We start from the raw sequence: 19,175 nt of genomic DNA, 5'->3' as shown, positions 1-19,175 counted from the left end.
AAAATTTAATAGTTTTTTAGTTTTATTAAATAGTAGGTTCCCAAAGCTCAATTTTATTGTCTTCAGCGTCTAAAATATGTACAAATTTTCCATAGTCATAAGTCGTAATATCATCCAGAACAGTTACACCATTTTCTTTTAATTGATTTACCAAACCTTCAATATTCTGAACTCGGTAGTTAATCATAAAATCTTTCTTGGATGGAGAAAAATATTCATCGCCTTTTTTAAAAGGACTCCATTGAAGTGCGTTTATTTCGTCAGGATTCTGAATATTTCTAGATTCAAAAGTAGATCCCCAATCATTAACGTCAAATCCCAAATTTTTGGAGTACCATTCTCTTGTATCCTTTGGATTATCAGTAAAAAAGAATATACCTCCAATTCCTGTAACCTTTGGTGTAATATCGCAAGACGAAGCCGAATTATCTGTCTTATTCTCTGACTCTTCCATTTTGTTTGTTTTATTTATCCAATTACTAATTTAGAACTAATTTGGCAAAAAATAACAAAATTTATAAGAAAGAATTACTTCAACAAACTTCTTCTAATTTTATTAAATGAATAAATAAAAATACTTTATTTATAAGCTATAGCGGCACTTGTTGGCCCAGATAAATGCAACAATTCTGTTGATTTAAAACCAATTTTTTCAGCCCATTTATTAAAATCCGAAAACGTAAAATTAAAACCATTTCCGGTTTCTATCAGCATATTTAAACTCATCATCATTCCAAAAACATTCTCCTTTCTTTCGTCATCAATAATATTTTCGATTGCTACAAATGCTCCGCCCGTTGGTAAAGCATTATAAGCTTTTTGAATAAGAATTAACTTTGTTTCTTCATCCCAATCGTGCAGAATATTTCCCATAGTAACTACATCGGCGTGAGGAATTGGATCAGAAAAAAAATCTCCACTTACTGATTTTACACTGTTACTAAGCGCAAATTGCTGAATAGTTTCGTTTGCTATAGGCGCAATTGCAGATAAATCGAAAGAAACACAAGTTATTTGAGGTTGGTGTTTTGCGACCATTAAAGACAACATTGCAGCAGAACCACCAGCATCTGTTAGCGTTTTATATTCAGAGAAATCAAACTTTTCTGCAAAAGCTACAAATCCGCCCATTTGTGCACTTGACATCGCATGCACAAACATTTTTAACCGGTCTGCATCATCATAAATTTTCTCAAATAGATTTCCGCCCACTTTTGTTTCATTTTGAGGTTTTCCTGTAAGCAATCCTTCTTCAAGATTTCCCCAAAAATCATAAAGTCTTTCGTTCATCATTTCAAGAATTCCACCTACGTATGTGGGTTTGTTCTTGTCTAAAAAAACATCCGTATCAATACCGTTCGAGTATTTTGCTGTTTCAAGAACGCCTTCTCGATTCACAAATCCAAAACCTGTTAGAGTATCTAAAAAATCAAAAACATTTCGGTCACTACAATTTAAATTTAATTCATTTTTAATTTCAATTGCAGTCATGGTTTGCCTGAAAGCTAGCTTGGTAAACAATTCAAAGTTTATAGCTGCCAAAAGAACTTTTGAAGCCCAAAATCCAGATCCAATTTGCATAATAGTTGCAGGGCTCGGAGAAGTGTTTTGCTGTTCCATTTTGTAAAGTAAAAATTAACGCCTACTTTTTTCGGCCTTCGGCTTATCCGTTTAACATTCCTATATCTAACTATATATAGATCAGGCTCATCAAACTTTTAAAGTAGGTTGCAAAATTTGATTACTGCTAAGTTAAATCTAATTTAAATACAATTAACAAACTAATACATAGTAAATTACCTGATTTAAAACGCAGCATGATTTTTTTTCAACTTCAACTAATAAAATCTTACAATAGATTAAGACTTTTTATTTTTAATCATTTAATCCTTTTCCTGACAAAATTTGCGGAATACATTTTTCTACTCTTGAATCTCTGGTTTTTGATTGTTTTGGAGTTGAAAAATAGAGTAAATAAGCACGTTGTCGACCAGGAGTTAAAGCCGTAAAAGCAGTTTTTAGAATCGGAATTTCATCTAGTTTATTTTGAAATTCATAGCAAACTGCTAAATCTGCGGTTGTTTTTAATTTAAATTGCAAACCAGATTTTTCGACTTCAATCGCTTCATAAATATAGGCTTTAAGAATCGCTTTTTGATCGATAATTTCATTAAGATTGGTAAATCTAATTTGTCGCGCAGCCTGAACATTTTTTGATTGTTGTATTAATATTTCATTAGTATCATTCAACAATGCACCTTTAAAAAATAACAAAGCACAATATTCTTTAAACTCATGAATTAATACTATATTTTTTCCTTGAAAAGTATAGCACGGAACTCCCCATTTTAGTTCTTCGGTTAACTGACAATCCAGAACAATACTTCTTAGTTGTTCTTGCTCTTTTTGCCATTTTTTTGACGCATCAAAATAAAAATCAACTTTTGGATTCATAATCTTAATTATTAAAAAATGGTTAAACGCGTAATAATCCTCTAAAACCTCTTGCAGCATAATATGATTCGGCACCATTATGATAAACAAAAACGGTATTATAGCGAAAATCCGAGAATAGGGCACCGCCAAGTTTACGAATATCAGAAGGAGTTATAATCCAGCTAGAAGTTTTAGCATCAAAATTCCCAAGTTTTTGAAGTTCGTTGTATTGCTCTGCATTTAAAATTTCAATTCCCATTTCGGTAGCCATATTAATAGCACTTCCTACGGGTTTATTCTCTTTTCTTTTTTCTAAAGCTTCGTGATCGTAACACAAACTTCTACGTCCTTTTGGACTTTCAGCCGAACAATCGTAGAAAATATATTCATTTGTTTTTTTATCAAAACCAACTACGTCCGGCTCTCCTTCAGTTCTTTCCATTTCGTCCAGCGACCAAAGTTTTTCAGGATTTGCTTCTAATTTTTCCTGAACTTTATTCCAATCAAGGTCTTTGTGTCGATTCATATTTTTCTCAAAACGAATTTCCAATACTTTTAACAACTCTTGACTTTGTTCCTCAGACAATTTATTTTTCATATCGTTATATATTAGTCGATTACTAAATTAAATATAATTTCAGATTCATTTAGGAATTAAAAGAAATGATTCTTCTGGACGCAGGTCTAAAAAACCAAGATGCGACTGTAAGAATTAGTAATAATATTGGCCCGAATAATGTAATGGAAGAATCTCCAATAGCCAAATGAGAAAAAACTGCACCAGACATAGCAAAAAAGAATCCAGCATAAGCGCATTCTTTTAATAAAGGATATTTTGGGACTAAAATTGCAATAACACCTAATATTTTCCAAATCCCTAATAAGGTTAAAAGATAAACAGGATATCCTAAATGATTCATCATTTCAACTTCTTCTTCCATTTTAAGCAATTGTACAATTCCGGTAGAAGTCATTCCTAACGCGAGCCACAATGTAACAATCCAATAAATAATTTTATTTCTCTTTTCCATAATTATTTTATTTTACTGACGATTTCTTGTATTCTATTATGAGCTTTATTAATACCTTGAGCAAAGGGTAGTTTCAACATTTGATCTCTAAGCTCTACAGATTTATAAATAATATGCATTTTTAGTTTACTTGTTTCTTCAGTTATAGATTCAAATTCTAAAAATTCAAGCTGTACAGCAAAAGGGGAGTTCTCCATTTCAAATGTGCGCGTAATTTTCTGGTTGTCTACAAATTCATGAATAACACCATTTGCCTGAAATACAATATTCCCGCTATTATCACTGGTTTCAAACTGGTATCCTCCATGCACTTTATTTTCTAGTTTTAGAACTTTTGTTCCCATCCATTGTTCTACAATTTCTGGCTCAACATAAGCTTTAAAAAGTAATTCTAGTGGAAGATCAAATTCTCTCGTAATTACAATTTCCTGCTTATCATCTTCTGCACTAATTTTTGTTTTTGGTTCCATATTAGTTTATTTTTTGGTTTTATAGTTTTTCATTATCGCTTCTAACTTATTAAATCGGTCGTCCCACATTTGTCTGAAAGGCTCAATAAAATCAGCTACTTCTTTCATCTTTTTAGCATTAATATGATAGTAAATTTCGCGACCTTTTTGACTTTGTTCCAAAAGTTCACATTCACTAAGTATTTGAATATGTTTCGAAATTGTTTGTCTTGAAGAATCAAAATTTTCGGCAATTGTGCCCGGAGTCATTGCTTGAATTGCTACTAAACTCAATATTGCCCTGCGAGTGGGGTCGGCAATAGCCTGAAAAACATCTCTACGAATTTCCATTGTGCAGTTATTTGACTGCAAATATAATGCAGTTATTTAACTGCGCAAAACTTTTTAATCATTTTTTACAAATCTAATTTTCAATCACTTAATTCTTTAGATGAAAAAATCACTTCAAAATCAGCAACAAATTTTTAAAACCCCTAAAATCGCATCGCTTCAAAGGTTTTAAAATATTAGCACTAAGATTCAATTGAATAACTAGCTTTTTTTATTTCAATTTTAGCAAGAATAACTATAATACAAATTTCTGCTAAAAAATAAAGTAATCCCAAAATCGTAATTTCTTTATAAAAACAGAGCACTAAAATGAGTGTAATAAAAGTGTAGACTACATTTGCCACACCAATAATTTTCAAAAAAATCTTCCAATTGTCTTTAACAAATAGGTAGCTCAAATAAGAGTATACCGCAAGAACACAAGCTAATGCGGCCAGAAAATAAAACACATCACTTGGCATTCCAAAAGCTATTTCGAACTTTACTAATACAACTCCTAACAAAAAAGCCGAGAGTAAAGCTCCCAAACTGTCAATTAGAAATATTTTTTTATAACTTAATATCATTTTTTTTGAAACGGTTTTATTTAAAACTTGAAAATTACAATTGTTTATTAAATAAAAAACCACTCATTCCTTTTGGAGTAGAGTGGTTTTTGATATGAATAATATAAGTCTGTAAATGAACTTATATTTTGGTTAATGTTAACTTCATTTCTTTGCTATCTAATATCAACTTATCATCTGTTATAGTACTTTCACAAGGATATGGGGTTCCTGTTTCATCTTTAATTACTAAACTTTTACCACCTTTTGTCAACGCATAAGTACCATTAGTTATTTCTGATTGTAAATAACCTGTTACGTGACCGTCTTCTGTAAAGGTTAAAGTTCCTTGCGTTAAAATAACACTTTTAGCAGAATCAGAAAGAGGCATTTTAGCCTCTACAGCCGTAATTTTCCAAGAATTAACTAATTTATTTCGACCTTTATGACATGAAATCATTAATACAGTCAGCAATACAATTCCTAAGATAGATAATTTAGATTTTTCCATGATTATATGATTAAAAGTTAGACTACAGAAAATTACAAAATATTTTCTAATTAAGAATCTTAAAATCAATTATTTAAACAGAATAATAAATTAAAATCGCATTTTCAGTTAAAAACCTGTCTATTTACCTGTTTCACAAAAATCACCAGAGCCTTAACTACTTAGCGTTTTGATTAATTCAAACAAATTAATTTAAAGTTAATGCTCCCAAAATCTCGTCATACATAAAAGGCCCGCCAGGATATTTGGCTGTATAATCCAGATTCATCCAAACTTGTCCGCGCTCATCTATATGATAATGTATTTTTTTACCATAACTTTCTTTTACAAAAAGTACATTTTTAATCAGGTAATTAACCTTTTCAAGATCGATTAATGAACCTATTAGTATTTCCGGGTAAATATGCCCTTTGGTATGTATTAACCTTGGAGTTCCACCAATAGAACGTATTGCAGCCGCCATTAATATAGAATGATCGTCGCAATCTCCAGAAAAATATTCTAACGATTCGCTTGCTGTTGCAATATAATCGCCTTCTTTTGGATCGTTTACATAATTCCAGCGGCTATTTATCTCTTTAAACACTGCAAAACACTGAATAATGGTTCTATAATCAGAATATCCTTTTATGCCTTTAAAATGCTTACTTGTGGCCATTATAGCAAAATTTCGAACCTTTGGATTCTGGTATTCTATTGCATTAATGATTTTTGATTTATTGGGAAAAGGAAGCAACTTTGCCACAATTATATCTTGTGGAAAAGGATTATCTGACATGGTATAAATCATCGAATTATAATCTTCAGATATTTCATTGAAGCCATAATTACCTACAACGGTTCCATAAATTAAAACCATCAAATAAACTGCAATACAAAGGATTATAATGGTTCGCAACAACATCAAAAGAAAGAATATCGCAGCAAAAACAAATAAAAAGATAAAAACACGATCTAAGTTAAAAGGCCACTCTAAATCAATCAGATTTTGATGTAGTATGATAAAAATTGGAATCGTTATCAAAAGACTCAATAGCATAATAATAATCCTATCATAAGGTGATTTCACCTGTAATTTGGATTTTAATTGCGGAAAGTCAATTTTAGGAAAATTTATCATAAGAATCAAAAGCAGTTTTTACAGCGCTTTTACCGTTTCAACAAAAGTACTTTTTTTATCAATAATTCCGAGATCAAATAATTGATTTTGAATTTTAATAAATGCTTTTTCAGTTAAATTTTTCTGAGACCATTGTGTTAGTTTCAACCATTCTTGAATATCTTCAATTTTTTGATCGAATAAGCCTGATAATGTTTTATCGATATTAGGAATCTGAGTAAAATCTTCGGTAGTTCTATTTATAATTTCGAGTATGTTTTCGACAATTTTTGGATTCTTTTTTAAGAATTCATTTCGAACCGCAATTACAAATGAAGGCCATGGAGTAGGGCAGTCACCAACTCTTCTAAAAATGCCTTTATCAACAAGAGGTTTTGTCATAAAACGCTCCCACATAAAATAATCGGCAGTTCCGTTGGTCAGAGCTTCAACAGCACCATCGATTGTATTTATGATTTCAAATTGCAAATTATCTGTTTCCCAACCTTGCTCATGCGCATTTACATAAGCCATTAATTGAGAACCAGAACCTAATCGAGAAATGGCAACTTTTTTATCTTTTAAGTCTTTAACGGTTTGAAAATCTGATTTTGCAGCCACATGAATTCCCCAAATTAAAGGCGATTGCACATAAATTTGAACAATTTTACTTGGATTTCCTGCAACGATATCTTTTACAATTCCTTCGGTCAAAATAACAGCCATATCAGCTTCTCCGTCACGAAGCATCTGACACATTTTGCCTGTACCTTCTGGAATATCTTTCCATTGTAAATCAATGTTTTCAGCTTCAAATTCACCATTTTCAATGCATAAATGCCATGGCAAATTGAAGTGCTCAGGAACACCTACAATTTTTACAGTTTTCATTTTAGTTTAAGTTTAAGTTAAGTTTGGTAAGCGTATTATAAGTTTGTTTAAGTTTTTTAATTTTTAAGTAAATCAGCTCTGTGTTTTTCTGAAAGACAAGGTTCTGTAAATTCAATAACAGCCTTTGATTCATAGTCGTTCAGTAAATTTTTCACGATCGAGTAATCAACATCTTTGACTATTTCAGCCGCAAGAAACGTATCGTTTAAAGCTTCAGAAATACAATTTATAGCTTTTAATTCTTCTCTTATAACTTCTTTGTCAAATTCCTTATCCAATATTAAAACCTGAACAATCGAATTACCAGAGCTTTCTAAAGTTTCCTTGTGAATAAAGCATTTCTCATTTTCATCATATTCTGCTCTAAATGTGTCGTCTGTTGCGATCAAAGGACCGAAAAAGGGAATATTATCCAATTTAAAATATCCTTTTTCCAAATCTATAATTTCTGCCCACATGGTTTCTGAAACTATTTCTTCAAGATAAGTACTATAATATTTAAATAAGATTTTTTTATGTGTTTCTGCCATTATTTATTTTGTAATATTTTTTTTTGCGCAATCTCTTTTAATTATCTAATTCTCAAATTGACTAATTAACTAATTGCTTAATTAATTTCATTTATTATCGCTTTTAACGGAGATATTACAATACGATAACCGTCTGGATCCAAAAACATTTTTCCGTTTTCATTCCAAAATGGATTATTTGCAGTAATTATTGAAATGTTATGATATAATAATCTATCTATCAATACATCATAATCTATTATAGATTTAGGATAAAGCACAATAACATCATCCTCGTCGAATGCATGATTGGCTTTTACTTCAGATTTTGTAAACTCAAAATGCCAGTCTAAACCAGATTTACCAATAAAGATTCCATCGTAATTGTTATGATTATGAAAATTTGCTAAAAGTTCAAAACCCAGAATATTGACGTAGAAATTTTCTATTGCTTCAAGATTATCCGTATGTCGTGCAACTCGTAAAAACATAATTGTAGATTTTTAAAATTCATCTATCTAACCAATCTTATTTCTATTAACCTTCAATTTTTTTTATTAAAAATAAGAAACTTATAAAAATGATTAATCCCGCAAGAAAGTTTTTCTGCGAAGTAGTAAACCCATTTTTATCAACAGTTTTATTCTGATTATCCCAATAGTATTCTAAATCTTTCGAATATTTATCTTCAAAGGAAACATTCAACAATTGGAAAAAACAAAATCTAAACAAACCACCAATTCCTAAAAAGAAGGCTTGCAAAACATGTTGAACTAAATGCATCATAAATTATCTGATTTTCTAATGAACAAATTATCCAATTTATTTCGCAGCCAATTTATTCAGAGTATAAGTAATTAACTCGTCAACTGCTTTGTAAGGATCTTCACTAAAAGTTCCGCTTGCACGATTGGCAATAATAGCATTTAAAGACAAAGCATTGTGTCCTAAAAGCGCCGAAAGTCCATAAATTGCAGCCGTTTCCATTTCTAAATTTGTAATTCGATTATCCTCAAATTTAAAACTATCCATTTTACTGTTTAATTCTTCATCTTGAATATTAAGACGCAAAACTCGTCCTTGTGGCCCGTAAAAACCTCCTGCAGTTGCCGTAATTCCTTTGAAAATTTTATTAGATTCGATTAATTTTTCTAATTTTTCAGAACAAGCAATTGCATACGGTCTTCCTTTTCTAATATCCCAATTTGTCTGACTAACAAAAGCATTTTCTATTTCCTGATTCGAAACTTCGTCGATCAAGTAGGAGCGAAGCATATTATCTAATCCTAATCCAAATTTAGACATTACAAAACTATCTACAGGAATATCGGCTTGCAAAGATCCTGAAGTTCCAATTCTGATAATATTTAATGAAGTTAGATTTTCTTTTGGCTCGCGAGTTTTTAAATCGATGTTTACCAAAGCATCCAGTTCGTTTACAACAATATCAATATTGTCTGGACCAATTCCGGTTGACATTACAGAAATTCTTTTTCCTTTGTAAATTCCCGTTTGAGTCTTAAACTCTCTTTTTTGTGTAGAATATTCTATCGAATCAAAAAACTGAGTAATTTTTTCGACTCTGTTTTGATCTCCAACAAAAATTATATCGTGCGCAATATGTTCTGGAAGCAGATTTAAGTGGTAAACACTTCCGTCTGGATTAAGTATTAATTCTGAGTTTTGTATCATTTTTTTTCTTTAAAGGTTCAAAGTGGCAAAGGTACTAAGGTTCTGAGGTTTTCTGTAGAGGCGCAAAGCAGTGCGTCTTTTTTTCTGGCCACAGATTTAACGGATTAAACAGGTTGTCACAGATTTTTCTTTTTTTTATTCCAAAAACAAAACACACAAAGCTTTGCGAACTTTGCTTTTTTTTTTAAACCTAGTTCTCTATTATTCTTTGCGTTTTTTGCAGTTAAATATTCAATTAGAGTAATCTAAAATTACTAACCACCAACTCTTTTTGTTTTAAATCCTTTTTCTTTAAGGATTGCCATAATCTTATCACGATAATCACCTTGAATAATGATTGAATCATCTTTAAAAGTTCCGCCAACACTAAGCTTAGTTTTGATTTCCTTGGCTAGAATTTTAAAATCTTCATCAGATCCTTCGTAGCCTTCAATTATAGTTGTGGCTTTTCCTTTTCGTTTTTCAAATTTACAAATCATTGGCTCTTTTTGAATATAAAGCACATGATCCTGTTCCTGAATTTCTTCCGGTTCATTTGATTCGATATGATCTGGAAATAAATTTTTTAATTGATCTTGTAAGTCCATTGTTCTATCTTAAAATTAAAAAGACATTAAGCGTAAACTCAATGTCTTTTTATTATTTCTCGTAAATTTAAAGATTATTTCTTAATTAAACCTAAATCTACTAAACGTTCGTATAAATAATCACCTGCGGTAATATCTTCGAATTTTTTAGGATTCTCGGCATCAATACAGTTTTCCAAACAATCCAAACGCATATCGCTAACAGGATGCATAAAAAACGGAATAGAGTAACGAGATGTTCCCCATAATTCTCTTGGTGGATTTACCACTTGATGAATTGTTGATTTCAATTTATTATTCGTGTGTCTTGATAACATATCTCCCACATTAATAACCAATTGATCATCTTCCGCAATAGCATCAATCCATTCGCCATCATGATTTTGAACTTGTAAACCTTTTCCTTGAGCACCCATTAAAAGAGTAATCAAGTTAATGTCACCATGAGCTGCTGCACGAATTGCATTTTCAGGCTCTGAAGTAATTGGTGGATAATGAATTGGTCTTAAAATAGAGTTTCCGTCTTTTGCATATTGGTCAAAATAAAACTCATCTAAACCTAAGTGCAATGCCAAAGCTCTTAATACATAAACACCCGTTTTTTCAAGCATTTGGTACGCTTCTTTACCTACAACATTAAAACGAGGTAATTCTTTAACATCCACATTGTCCGGATATTCCGAAGCATATTTTGAACTCTCGTCAACATACTGACCAAAATGCCAAAATTCTTTTAAATCTCCCTCTTTACGTCCTTTAGCATGTTCTTTTCCAAAAGAAACATAACCTCTTTGGCCGCCAATTCCAGGAATTTCATAATTATGCTTAGTTTCTACTGGCAAAGCGAAAAATTTTCTTATTTCGCCATAAAGTTCGTCTACTAATTGGTCGTCAAGAAAATGACCTTTTAGGGCTACGAAGCCAATGTTTTCAAATGCACTGCCGATTTCATTTACAAATTTTTGTTTACGTTTCGGGTCGTCCGAAAGGAAATCACGTAAGTCTACACTAGGAATGTTTTGCATACTTTACATTTTTATTTTAAAAGAGAATAAGGACTCATAAATCCTTATCAGTAACAAAGGTATAGAATATTTTATATTTCAATTTTAATTTTTTGCATAAAATTTAATTTTAAAGACCTTGTTTAATGATTTGGCATTGATTTATTCAATTTTGAAATCATAATTTATAATAGTGTTAGATTTATTTTTTTTGAGTAAATTCCGCTCTGTTTTGATAAAGAATTAAATTATTTAACAAATAATACCTAAATTGTTATATTTATATATCTTTGAAATAATTAAAAAACGATAACCAAATGATCTTTTACAGACAAGACCTTACTGATGCCAAGTTACTAGAGTTATATAAGAAAATATTGAAACCTCGCTTAATCGAAGAAAAGATGCTTATCTTAATTCGTCAAGGAAAAGTATCAAAATGGTTCTCGGGAATAGGACAGGAAGCAATTGCTGTTGGGGTTACCGCTGTTTTAGATCAATCTGAATACATTTTACCAATGCATCGAAATTTAGGAGTTTTTACTTCTAGAGATATTCCGCTGCATCGTCTTTTTTCGCAATGGCAAGGAAAAGCAAATGGTTTTACAAAAGGTAGAGATCGTAGTTTTCATTTTGGAACTCAGGAGTATAATATTATTGGCATGATTTCGCATTTAGGTCCTCAATTAGGGGTTGCTGACGGAATTGCCTTAGCCAATAAACTTCAGAATAATAAAAAAATAACGGCAGTTTTTACAGGTGAAGGCGCCACAAGCGAAGGAGATTTTCATGAAGCCTTAAATATTGCAGCAGTTTGGCAATTACCTGTAATGTTTGTCATCGAAAATAATGGCTACGGACTTTCTACCCCTACAAATGAGCAGTATTTTTGCGAAAATCTTGCTGATAAAGGTATTGGTTATGGAATGCAGAGCTATATTATTGACGGTAATAATATATTAGAAGTTTACAATAAATTGTCTCAGTTAAAAGCTCAAATGCAGGAAAACCCACATCCAGTTTTATTAGAATTTAAAACCTTTAGAATGCGTGGGCACGAAGAGGCGAGTGGGACTAAATACGTTCCGCAGGAGTTAATGGACGAGTGGGCGATTAAAGATCCTGTTACAAATTATAGAAATTATTTACTTGAAATTGGTGTGCTTACTACCGAATTTGATGAACAATTACACAATGAAATTAAACAAGAAATCGACGAAAATTTAGCCATTGCAAATGCAGAACCCGAAATTGTTCCAACTTATAGTGGTGAATTAGATGATGTTTATAAACCTTATCAATTTGAGGAAGTTAATCCATCAGAAGAAACCAAGAATATACGATTCATTGACGCTATTAGAAATAGTTTAGAGCAATCAATGCAACGTCATAACAATCTTATTCTTATGGGACAAGATATTGCAGAATATGGTGGTGCTTTTAAAATTACTGATGGCTTTGTAGATGTATTTGGAAAAGCACGTGTTCGGAATACACCAATTTGCGAGAGTGCAGTAGTTTCAGCAGGAATGGGATTGTCTATTAATGGCTATAAAGCAATTGTCGAAATGCAATTTGCTGATTTTGTTTCGACTGGTTTTAACCCAATTGTCAATTTATTAGCCAAAACACATTATCGTTGGGGCGAAAAAGCCGATGTTGTGGTCCGTATGCCATGTGGTGGCGGAACTCAGGCAGGACCTTTTCATTCGCAAACCAACGAAGCCTGGTTTACTAAAACACCTGGTTTAAAAGTCGTTTATCCAGCTTTTCCTTACGATGCAAAAGGTCTATTAAACACTTCGATAAACGACCCAAATCCTGTTTTATTTTTCGAGCATAAGCAATTATATCGCAGTATTTATCAAGATGTTCCAACAGATTATTACACGATTCCGCTTGGAAAAGCTGCTGTTTTGAAAGAAGGAAAATCAGTAACTATTATTGCATTTGGAGCTCCGGTTCATTGGGCTTTAGAAACTTTAGCCAATAATCCTGAAATTGAAGCCGATTTAATTGATTTAAGAACTTTACAGCCTTTAGATACTGAAACTATTTTTAACTCCGTAAAAAAGACTGGTAAAGTAATTATTTACCAAGAAGACACTTTGTTTGGTGGAATTGCCAGCGATATTTCGGCCTTAATTATGGAAGAATGTTTTGAATATCTGGATGCTCCCGTAAAAAGAGTGGCAAGTTTAGATTCTCCAATTCCGTTTACAAAAGCTTTAGAAGATCAGTTTTTACCCAAAAATCGCTTTGAAGAGGTTTTATTCGATTTATTAAAATATTAATTACAAACAGCAAATAGTTTTGCATAAAGAACATTTTTTTTATCTTTAAACAATAAAAAACATAATTTATGAAAAAACTATTTGTTTCAGTTTTTGCGGTTGCGCTACTTTTTTCCTGCAACAAAAGCACTAAGTCTAACGGAGATAAAGCTTTAGATGGAAAATTTGACAAGTATAAAGATGGTTTCGTAACCTCTTTATGGAAAATTAATCCGGGCTGGGCTTCTGGTGTAGGTTACCATAAATATGATAGTATATTATCTATTTATGATGCTAACGAAGAAAAAAAACAACTTGAGTTTGTTAATGCGCAATTAGATTCTTTAAAACAATTTAACATTGATGATTTGTCTGACAACAATAAGACTGATTTTCAAATGATTAAAAATCAGCTCGAAAGCACTATTTTTAGTATCAAAGAGATGAAATCGTCTGAATGGAATCCTTCTGAATACAATGTGTGCGGAGCTTTTGCTGAAATTTTAAACGGAAATTATGATTCTTTAGAAGTGCGTTTACGTGCCTTTAATAAAAAAATGAATGCAATTCCTGCTTATTATGAAACTGCCAAAAAGAATATTAAAAACCTAACTATTGAGCATACAGAACTTGCAATAGCACAAAACTTAGGCGGATCTTCTGTTTTTGATGCGGATCTAAAAACTGCTTTAGAAAAAAGTAAATTAAGCGCTGCCGAGAAAAAAGAAATGCTGGATAAAGCTCAGGTTTCAATAAAAGCAATTGCAGATTATGCAGCTTGGTTAAAAGCTTTACCAAACAAAACACCTCGTTCTTTTAGACTAGGAACTGCTTTGTATGCCAAAAAATTCAATTTTGATATTCAATCTAGTTATACTCCAGACGAAATCTATAAAGTTGCAGTTGATCATAAAAAAGATTTACACGATAAAATGTTTGTTCTGTCTGATAAACTTTGGACAAAATACAAAGGAAATGAGCCAAAACCAGCTAACAAATTAGATTTAATCAAACAGGTTATTGATAAAATCTCTTTGCAACATACTACGCCAGAAAAGTTTCAGTCTGAAATTGAGAAACAAATTCCAGAATTAACAGCTTATGTAAAAGCTAAAGACTTATTATACATCGATCCGTCAAAACCACTTGTAGTTCGAAAAGAGCCAGCCTATATGGCGGGAGTTGCCGGAGCATCAATTTCTGCGCCCGGACCTTATGATAAAAACGGAAATACCTATTATAATGTAGGAAGCATGTCTGGATGGACTGCCGAAAATGCTGAAAGTTATTTAAGAGAATACAATGATTATATTCTACAAATTTTAAATATTCACGAAGCCGTTCCTGGACATTACACGCAATTGGTCTACAGTAATCAATCGCCAAGTATCATTAAATCTATTTTAGGAAATGGAGCAATGGTTGAAGGTTGGGCTGTTTATGCTGAAAAAATGATGTTGGAAAGTGGTTATAAAAACTCTGACGAAATGTGGTTAATGTACTATAAATGGAATTTAAGAGCCACTTGTAATACCATTTTAGACATTAGCGTACACACTAAAAACATGTCTAAAGAAGCGGCTTTAGATTTATTGACCAAAGAAGCTTTTCAGCAACAAGCTGAGGCTGATGGAAAATGGAAACGTGTAACTTTATCTCAAGTTCAATTATGTTCATATTTTACAGGATATACTGAAATTTATAACCTTAGAGAAGAACTTAAAAAACAAGAAGGAGAAAAGTTTAACTTAAAGAAATTTCATGAAAAATTCTTAAGTTTTGGGAGCGCTCCGGTAAAATACATTAAAGAATTAATGCTTTCTAAAGAATAATTTTCTGAAGGTATTTACAAAAAAGGTTTGATAAGAAATGCTTCTCATCAAACCTTTTTTTATGTATTTTGAATAAATTAATAAAACGCAAAGCTTAAACACAATCCTCTCAATTCGAGGAACGAGAAATCTCCATGAGTAGCTCTACAAAGCTTGAATTTTTGTTGCGGAGTTTCTTACGGAGATTTCTCGTTCCTCGAAATGACAAACAGTATGGATAATTGATTGTTTATAAAGATCCGTTTAATCCGTGTTCAACTTAATACTGTTTACCTTTAAATAATAACTACCAATCGTTTACCATCTAAAACTTCTCTTGACCAAGCTTCTTCAATATGGCTTAATTTAATTTCTTCGATATTAACCTTTAATTTGTTTTGAGCTGCTAAAAGAAACATCTCAGGAAGAATTTCCGAGAACAACAATTTTACTTCGTTTTTAGACCAGCTTCCTAAACCAGAGCCAGACAATTGAAGATCAACGCTTCTTAAAATCCCCGAAGATAATTGAATCGTATCACCGGCCATTCCGCCAATAGTTACATATCTAACCTTACTACTAAATGAACCATTTCCTTTTAGAGCCGTAAGAATCAGTTCTGCTGGATGTCCCCACAAATAATCTAAAACAATATCGATAGGAGTATTTGTGTGAATTTCTTTAAGTTGACTTACAATTGTCTGATCGTCTTGCTTTAGAGAAACAATTTCGTCAGCACCCAATTCTAAAAGATTTTGAAGTATTTTTTCATTTCTTCCGGTAACGATTATTTTCTTAGCGCCATAATGCTTGGCAATCTGAATCGCAATTCGTCCCGTAAAACCCGTTGCTCCATTAATTAAAACAGTTTCACCTTCTTGAATATTTGCTCTAAATTTAAGCGCCATTGCAGAACCTGCAACTGCATTGGGTAACGAAGCTGCAATTGCATTTGTAATTCCTTCCGGTAAACGCACCAATATATTTTTATCGATAATCGCTTTCTCGGCAATTGTACCGCTAATTCCGCGAGCATAAACTCTTGTTCCGTCTTCCAACAAACCAACTCCGTCGCTACCAACTACAAAACCATTCTGATTGTCATTTTGAGAAGAATAATGTTGTCCACTTGCTTTTCCCTTGTCCAGATTAGTAATTGCAACTGCTTTTACCGAAAGTAAAATTTGGTTTTCATTTTGTACAATTGGCTCTACAAATTGAGCATATTTAGGCATTTCGCCTTTTTTATAAACTACTGCTGCTTTCATAATTATTAAATTTTATGAAGCAAAATTAGATCGCATTTTGCACACAGACGATAACATTTGTTATCAAATCTTTTTTACCATATAAGCTGTATAAGTTCATTTAAGTTTGACATATAATTTCTTATATGACTAAATGTAGTTAATTTACTTATTTTCTGTGTAACAATTTACTTTTAATACGGCTTAAATGAACTGTGGTGATTCCTAAATAAGAAGCAATATAATGCTGTGGTATTCTTTGAAGAATCTGAGGTCTTTCTTCAATTAAACTTAGATAACGTTGAGTAGGAGAGTCTTTTATAAAAGAAACAAAATACTTCATATAATCAAAAGTTCGCTCAAAAATCATATCAATAAAACGATCTCTTAACTGCGGGATTTCCTTGATTTCGGAAAGAATTTTATCCAAATCATTTTTAGAAATCCACCATAAAATAGAAGATTCAATAGTTTCTATACTTGCCGGACTTGGCGACTTTTTCATAAAACTTTCGATCGAAGCTACACTTTGATTTTCGAAAAAAAATTGCGTTGTTAAATCTTTTCCGTTATTATTAAACCAAACTCTAATACAGCCTTTTTCTATTATAAAAAGCTTTTTTGAAATTTCACCTTCCTTTAATAAAATCGTTTTTGAAGGAACTTCTAAACGTTTGAAACAATCGGTATATTCAATCCATTTTGAATCATCGAGAGGAAATTTATTTCTGAATTGATTAAACATTGTCTTTTATCACTTTAGTTCCTGAAATCGCATCATGAAAACCATTTCTGGTAAAGAAAAATGAAAACCTATCAAATGGAATTAATCTGCAAAAAGTTCTACTAACGATATCCATAAACTCCGGTTTATTTCCATCTAAAGTAACAACTTTAGTTTTGGTAATAATTTTACCTAATGTTTTTTGAGAATTATACTCAAAAGAAATATAGTAAAATGCAATAAAAAGAACCAAAGATAAAATTCTATAAATTGATAATTCAACTCTGCTTGTTAAAGGCAAAATACTTTCGATCGTAGGAACAATTATTACATAAAGAATAAAAATTACAACAAAATCAATAGCAAAATTCACGAATCGAATTACTGAACGAACTGAATTATTTTCAATTTCTCTAACAAGCTTTTCATGAACATTGATTTTTGAACTTATTTCTTCAAATTTAGAAGCATCAATATTTCGTAAATCAATTTCATTTTCCGCAGCTTTAATAGCTTGTTCTTGATATTTACTGCGATTTAGAGTAACTATTTTAATTAATTCTTCGTCTGTCTTGCCAGACATGACAGTAGTAAAATCATTTTCCATTTAGCTTTTGTTTCTGTTTTTAATAATTAAAACTATTAATTAGAATTGGACTCCAACTCAAACAATTGCACCTGACTTTTTAATCGGTCAACCAACAAGTTCATCATTCTTTTGTTTAAACTTGAAGAGTTTTGAATATAAGTTTCATATTCTTCAATAGTAAAAAGCGCCATCACAATTCCTTTAAGAGAATTACGGAACTTAATGTCTTTTTGAATGGAGTTTTCGATGGTTTGAAGTTTCTTTTCTACCGTATAAGAGTAAAAATCTGCTTTATTTTTATTTACATAATTTGTAAAAACAGCAATAAACAAATCATTTTGAAGTTTTAAAATAGGCCTAATCGTTTGATTTTGAAACAACTCATCGGCTGAAGATTGAGCACTTACAGTTCCTAAAGTTTCGCCTCTGAATTCTCTTAAAAAAGTGTCTCTATCTTCCATGTTTTTTCTTTAAATTTAGAAAAAAATCCAATACAAAAATTTTAATTTAAACTAAAATTATGCGCTTTCATACTAGAAAATGGGTTAAACCCGAAGATTTAAATCCAAACGGAACTTTATTTGGCGGAAAATTATTAGCATGGATTGATGAAGAACTTGCTCTTTACACCATTATTCAGTTAGAAAACACCAGAGTAGTAACCAAATACATGTCTGAGATTAATTTTAAAAGTTCAGCCCGTCAAGGAGACATTGTAGAAATTGGAATTGATGTGGTAAAGTTTGGCAATACTTCTTTAGTTTTAACTTGTGCGGTTAGAAATATGATGACTCGCGAAATCATTATTACAATCGACCAAACAACAATGGTGAATTTGGACGAAAACGGAAAACCAAAAGCGCACGGAAAAACCCAAATCGAATTCGTAAAAGATAGATTATAAATTCTCACCATATAAGTGATATAAGAAAATTTAAGAAGCTATTTATTACTTATAAAAAAAACTCAACTCAAAAATGGTCAAAAATTCTTTAATACTTTTTTTATCCGCAATTATATTAATGTCTTGTAATTCTAAAGAAAAAAAAAGCGAATACAAACATATTACCTACCAAGCCATAAACGGAAAAGATACAGCAATTTTAGCGATAAACATTAATGACAAACGATTCTATGGTCGTTATGAAATACTGTATCACAAAATAGGAAAAGATTCAGGCGATGTAAGAGGAGATCTAAAAGGAGATACCTTAAGAGGTGATTATCATTACATATCTAATGGAGGAAGCTGGAAAAGAGTACCAATGGCAATATTAAAAAAAGAAAACAAACTACTTTTAGGAAGCGGAACAATTGGTATATATTTCAATCTTCCATGTTTTATGCCGGGAACTCCAATAGAGTATGACAATTCGAAGTTTATTTTTGAAGAAGTGAAAAAGTAGTTTTTTGTCTCAGTATTCAA

Annotated in this window: 25 protein-coding genes; 4 read left to right on the top strand and 21 right to left on the bottom strand. The window is 31.5% G+C overall.

Going from position 1 to position 19,175, the window contains the following annotated elements:
• Positions 1-25: 25 nt before the first annotated feature.
• The 17 genes from IW18_RS03435 to IW18_RS03355 form a co-directional block, all read right to left on the bottom strand.
• A complete protein-coding gene (locus IW18_RS03435) occupies positions 26-454 on the bottom strand; it encodes a VOC family protein (protein WP_041516198.1) in 429 nt (142 codons plus the stop codon).
• 125 nt (positions 455-579) lie between these two features.
• Positions 580-1,620 carry a methyltransferase gene (locus tag IW18_RS03430; protein ID WP_041516197.1) on the bottom strand — a complete coding sequence of 347 codons (1,041 nt, stop codon included), beginning with the start codon at positions 1,618-1,620 and terminating at the stop codon, positions 580-582.
• A gap of 255 nt (positions 1,621-1,875) precedes the next feature.
• The gene (locus IW18_RS03425) at positions 1,876-2,454 is read right to left on the bottom strand and encodes a YdeI/OmpD-associated family protein (RefSeq protein WP_041516196.1); all 579 of its coding nucleotides are present in this window, start codon (positions 2,452-2,454) and stop codon (positions 1,876-1,878) included.
• 22 nt (positions 2,455-2,476) lie between these two features.
• Positions 2,477-3,034: a DUF4256 domain-containing protein gene (locus IW18_RS03420; RefSeq protein WP_041516195.1), complete on the bottom strand. Its 558-nt coding sequence runs from the start codon at positions 3,032-3,034 to the stop codon at positions 2,477-2,479.
• A 49-nt stretch (positions 3,035-3,083) separates the two neighbouring features.
• Positions 3,084-3,467: a DoxX family protein gene (locus tag IW18_RS03415; protein WP_041516194.1), complete on the bottom strand. Its 384-nt coding sequence runs from the start codon at positions 3,465-3,467 to the stop codon at positions 3,084-3,086.
• A gap of 2 nt (positions 3,468-3,469) precedes the next feature.
• Entirely contained in the window at positions 3,470-3,937 is a 468-nt protein-coding gene (locus IW18_RS03410; protein ID WP_041516193.1) for an SRPBCC family protein, read from the bottom strand.
• A 6-nt stretch (positions 3,938-3,943) separates the two neighbouring features.
• Positions 3,944-4,267 carry an ArsR/SmtB family transcription factor gene (locus tag IW18_RS03405; RefSeq protein ID WP_041516192.1) on the bottom strand — a complete coding sequence of 108 codons (324 nt, stop codon included), beginning with the start codon at positions 4,265-4,267 and terminating at the stop codon, positions 3,944-3,946.
• A 182-nt stretch (positions 4,268-4,449) separates the two neighbouring features.
• Positions 4,450-4,833: a hypothetical protein gene (locus tag IW18_RS03400; RefSeq protein WP_041516191.1), complete on the bottom strand. Its 384-nt coding sequence runs from the start codon at positions 4,831-4,833 to the stop codon at positions 4,450-4,452.
• A gap of 121 nt (positions 4,834-4,954) precedes the next feature.
• On the bottom strand, positions 4,955-5,323 hold the full coding sequence (locus IW18_RS03395; protein ID WP_041516190.1) for a hypothetical protein: 369 nt from the start codon (positions 5,321-5,323) through the stop codon (positions 4,955-4,957).
• Positions 5,324-5,510: 187 nt separating this feature from the next.
• The gene (locus IW18_RS03390) at positions 5,511-6,443 is read right to left on the bottom strand and encodes a hypothetical protein (protein WP_041516189.1); all 933 of its coding nucleotides are present in this window, start codon (positions 6,441-6,443) and stop codon (positions 5,511-5,513) included.
• A gap of 18 nt (positions 6,444-6,461) precedes the next feature.
• Positions 6,462-7,313 (bottom strand): substrate-binding domain-containing protein, encoded by an 852-nt coding sequence (locus tag IW18_RS03385; protein WP_041516188.1) that lies wholly within the window; start codon positions 7,311-7,313, stop codon positions 6,462-6,464.
• Positions 7,314-7,369: 56 nt separating this feature from the next.
• Positions 7,370-7,843: a DUF4265 domain-containing protein gene (locus tag IW18_RS03380; protein ID WP_041516187.1), complete on the bottom strand. Its 474-nt coding sequence runs from the start codon at positions 7,841-7,843 to the stop codon at positions 7,370-7,372.
• Between the two features lie 77 nt (positions 7,844-7,920).
• Positions 7,921-8,313: a VOC family protein gene (locus IW18_RS03375; RefSeq protein WP_041516186.1), complete on the bottom strand. Its 393-nt coding sequence runs from the start codon at positions 8,311-8,313 to the stop codon at positions 7,921-7,923.
• Between the two features lie 46 nt (positions 8,314-8,359).
• Entirely contained in the window at positions 8,360-8,608 is a 249-nt protein-coding gene (locus IW18_RS03370) for a hypothetical protein (protein ID WP_041516185.1), read from the bottom strand.
• Between the two features lie 36 nt (positions 8,609-8,644).
• On the bottom strand, positions 8,645-9,514 hold the full coding sequence (locus tag IW18_RS03365; protein ID WP_041516184.1) for a nucleoside phosphorylase: 870 nt from the start codon (positions 9,512-9,514) through the stop codon (positions 8,645-8,647).
• Between the two features lie 254 nt (positions 9,515-9,768).
• Positions 9,769-10,101: a translation initiation factor gene (locus tag IW18_RS03360; RefSeq protein ID WP_041516183.1), complete on the bottom strand. Its 333-nt coding sequence runs from the start codon at positions 10,099-10,101 to the stop codon at positions 9,769-9,771.
• Positions 10,102-10,175: 74 nt separating this feature from the next.
• On the bottom strand, positions 10,176-11,126 hold the full coding sequence (locus IW18_RS03355) for an isopenicillin N synthase family dioxygenase (RefSeq protein ID WP_041516182.1): 951 nt from the start codon (positions 11,124-11,126) through the stop codon (positions 10,176-10,178).
• Positions 11,127-11,422: 296 nt separating this feature from the next.
• On the opposite strand from IW18_RS03355, the gene IW18_RS03350 reads away from it, so the two are divergent.
• Together IW18_RS03350 and IW18_RS03345 are read left to right on the top strand one after the other, a co-directional pair.
• The gene (locus IW18_RS03350; RefSeq protein ID WP_041516181.1) at positions 11,423-13,399 is read left to right on the top strand and encodes an alpha-ketoacid dehydrogenase subunit alpha/beta; all 1,977 of its coding nucleotides are present in this window, start codon (positions 11,423-11,425) and stop codon (positions 13,397-13,399) included.
• Between the two features lie 68 nt (positions 13,400-13,467).
• Complete coding sequence (locus tag IW18_RS03345) at positions 13,468-15,210, top strand: DUF885 domain-containing protein (protein ID WP_041516180.1); 1,743 nt, start codon at positions 13,468-13,470, stop codon at positions 15,208-15,210.
• A 275-nt stretch (positions 15,211-15,485) separates the two neighbouring features.
• On the opposite strand, the gene IW18_RS03340 is transcribed toward IW18_RS03345, so the two are convergent.
• The 4 genes from IW18_RS03340 to IW18_RS03325 form a co-directional block, all read right to left on the bottom strand.
• Entirely contained in the window at positions 15,486-16,457 is a 972-nt protein-coding gene (locus tag IW18_RS03340; RefSeq protein ID WP_041516179.1) for a quinone oxidoreductase family protein, read from the bottom strand.
• 148 nt (positions 16,458-16,605) lie between these two features.
• The gene (locus IW18_RS03335) at positions 16,606-17,181 is read right to left on the bottom strand and encodes a Crp/Fnr family transcriptional regulator (protein ID WP_041516178.1); all 576 of its coding nucleotides are present in this window, start codon (positions 17,179-17,181) and stop codon (positions 16,606-16,608) included.
• Positions 17,174-17,767, bottom strand: coding sequence for an RDD family protein (locus tag IW18_RS03330; RefSeq protein WP_041516177.1), 594 nt, complete (start codon positions 17,765-17,767; stop codon positions 17,174-17,176). Before IW18_RS03330 ends, IW18_RS03335 begins: the two co-directional genes overlap by 8 nt.
• 35 nt (positions 17,768-17,802) lie before the next feature.
• Complete coding sequence (locus IW18_RS03325; protein WP_041516176.1) at positions 17,803-18,210, bottom strand: hypothetical protein; 408 nt, start codon at positions 18,208-18,210, stop codon at positions 17,803-17,805.
• 59 nt (positions 18,211-18,269) lie between these two features.
• On the opposite strand from IW18_RS03325, the gene IW18_RS03320 reads away from it, so the two are divergent.
• On the top strand, positions 18,270-18,653 hold the full coding sequence (locus IW18_RS03320) for an acyl-CoA thioesterase (RefSeq protein WP_041516175.1): 384 nt from the start codon (positions 18,270-18,272) through the stop codon (positions 18,651-18,653).
• Between the two features lie 73 nt (positions 18,654-18,726).
• A complete protein-coding gene (locus IW18_RS03315; protein ID WP_041516174.1) occupies positions 18,727-19,155 on the top strand; it encodes a hypothetical protein in 429 nt (142 codons plus the stop codon).
• Positions 19,156-19,175 lie beyond the last annotated feature (20 nt).

The organism is Flavobacterium hibernum (assembly GCF_000832125.1).
Lineage (GTDB): Bacteria > Bacteroidota > Bacteroidia > Flavobacteriales > Flavobacteriaceae > Flavobacterium > Flavobacterium hibernum.
This window is presented reverse-complemented; position numbering and strand designations above follow the sequence as displayed.

Bases quoted from the DNA above. Each gene is read 5' to 3' on its own strand.
- IW18_RS03435 (WP_041516198.1), bottom strand. From the start codon at position 454: ATGGAAGAGTCAGAGAATAAGACAGATAATTCGGCTTCGTCTTGCGAT.
- IW18_RS03430 (WP_041516197.1), bottom strand. From the start codon at position 1,620: ATGGAACAGCAAAACACTTCTCCGAGCCCTGCAACTATTATGCAAATT.
- IW18_RS03425 (WP_041516196.1), bottom strand. From the start codon at position 2,454: ATGAATCCAAAAGTTGATTTTTATTTTGATGCGTCAAAAAAATGGCAA.
- IW18_RS03420 (WP_041516195.1), bottom strand. From the start codon at position 3,034: ATGAAAAATAAATTGTCTGAGGAACAAAGTCAAGAGTTGTTAAAAGTA.
- IW18_RS03415 (WP_041516194.1), bottom strand. From the start codon at position 3,467: ATGGAAAAGAGAAATAAAATTATTTATTGGATTGTTACATTGTGGCTC.
- IW18_RS03410 (WP_041516193.1), bottom strand. From the start codon at position 3,937: ATGGAACCAAAAACAAAAATTAGTGCAGAAGATGATAAGCAGGAAATT.
- IW18_RS03405 (WP_041516192.1), bottom strand. From the start codon at position 4,267: ATGGAAATTCGTAGAGATGTTTTTCAGGCTATTGCCGACCCCACTCGC.
- IW18_RS03400 (WP_041516191.1), bottom strand. From the start codon at position 4,833: ATGATATTAAGTTATAAAAAAATATTTCTAATTGACAGTTTGGGAGCT.
- IW18_RS03395 (WP_041516190.1), bottom strand. From the start codon at position 5,323: ATGGAAAAATCTAAATTATCTATCTTAGGAATTGTATTGCTGACTGTA.
- IW18_RS03390 (WP_041516189.1), bottom strand. From the start codon at position 6,443: ATGATAAATTTTCCTAAAATTGACTTTCCGCAATTAAAATCCAAATTA.
- IW18_RS03385 (WP_041516188.1), bottom strand. From the start codon at position 7,313: ATGAAAACTGTAAAAATTGTAGGTGTTCCTGAGCACTTCAATTTGCCA.
- IW18_RS03380 (WP_041516187.1), bottom strand. From the start codon at position 7,843: ATGGCAGAAACACATAAAAAAATCTTATTTAAATATTATAGTACTTAT.
- IW18_RS03375 (WP_041516186.1), bottom strand. From the start codon at position 8,313: ATGTTTTTACGAGTTGCACGACATACGGATAATCTTGAAGCAATAGAA.
- IW18_RS03370 (WP_041516185.1), bottom strand. From the start codon at position 8,608: ATGATGCATTTAGTTCAACATGTTTTGCAAGCCTTCTTTTTAGGAATT.
- IW18_RS03365 (WP_041516184.1), bottom strand. From the start codon at position 9,514: ATGATACAAAACTCAGAATTAATACTTAATCCAGACGGAAGTGTTTAC.
- IW18_RS03360 (WP_041516183.1), bottom strand. From the start codon at position 10,101: ATGGACTTACAAGATCAATTAAAAAATTTATTTCCAGATCATATCGAA.
- IW18_RS03355 (WP_041516182.1), bottom strand. From the start codon at position 11,126: ATGCAAAACATTCCTAGTGTAGACTTACGTGATTTCCTTTCGGACGAC.
- IW18_RS03350 (WP_041516181.1), top strand. From the start codon at position 11,423: ATGATCTTTTACAGACAAGACCTTACTGATGCCAAGTTACTAGAGTTA.
- IW18_RS03345 (WP_041516180.1), top strand. From the start codon at position 13,468: ATGAAAAAACTATTTGTTTCAGTTTTTGCGGTTGCGCTACTTTTTTCC.
- IW18_RS03340 (WP_041516179.1), bottom strand. From the start codon at position 16,457: ATGAAAGCAGCAGTAGTTTATAAAAAAGGCGAAATGCCTAAATATGCT.
- IW18_RS03335 (WP_041516178.1), bottom strand. From the start codon at position 17,181: ATGTTTAATCAATTCAGAAATAAATTTCCTCTCGATGATTCAAAATGG.
- IW18_RS03330 (WP_041516177.1), bottom strand. From the start codon at position 17,767: ATGGAAAATGATTTTACTACTGTCATGTCTGGCAAGACAGACGAAGAA.
- IW18_RS03325 (WP_041516176.1), bottom strand. From the start codon at position 18,210: ATGGAAGATAGAGACACTTTTTTAAGAGAATTCAGAGGCGAAACTTTA.
- IW18_RS03320 (WP_041516175.1), top strand. From the start codon at position 18,270: ATGCGCTTTCATACTAGAAAATGGGTTAAACCCGAAGATTTAAATCCA.
- IW18_RS03315 (WP_041516174.1), top strand. From the start codon at position 18,727: ATGGTCAAAAATTCTTTAATACTTTTTTTATCCGCAATTATATTAATG.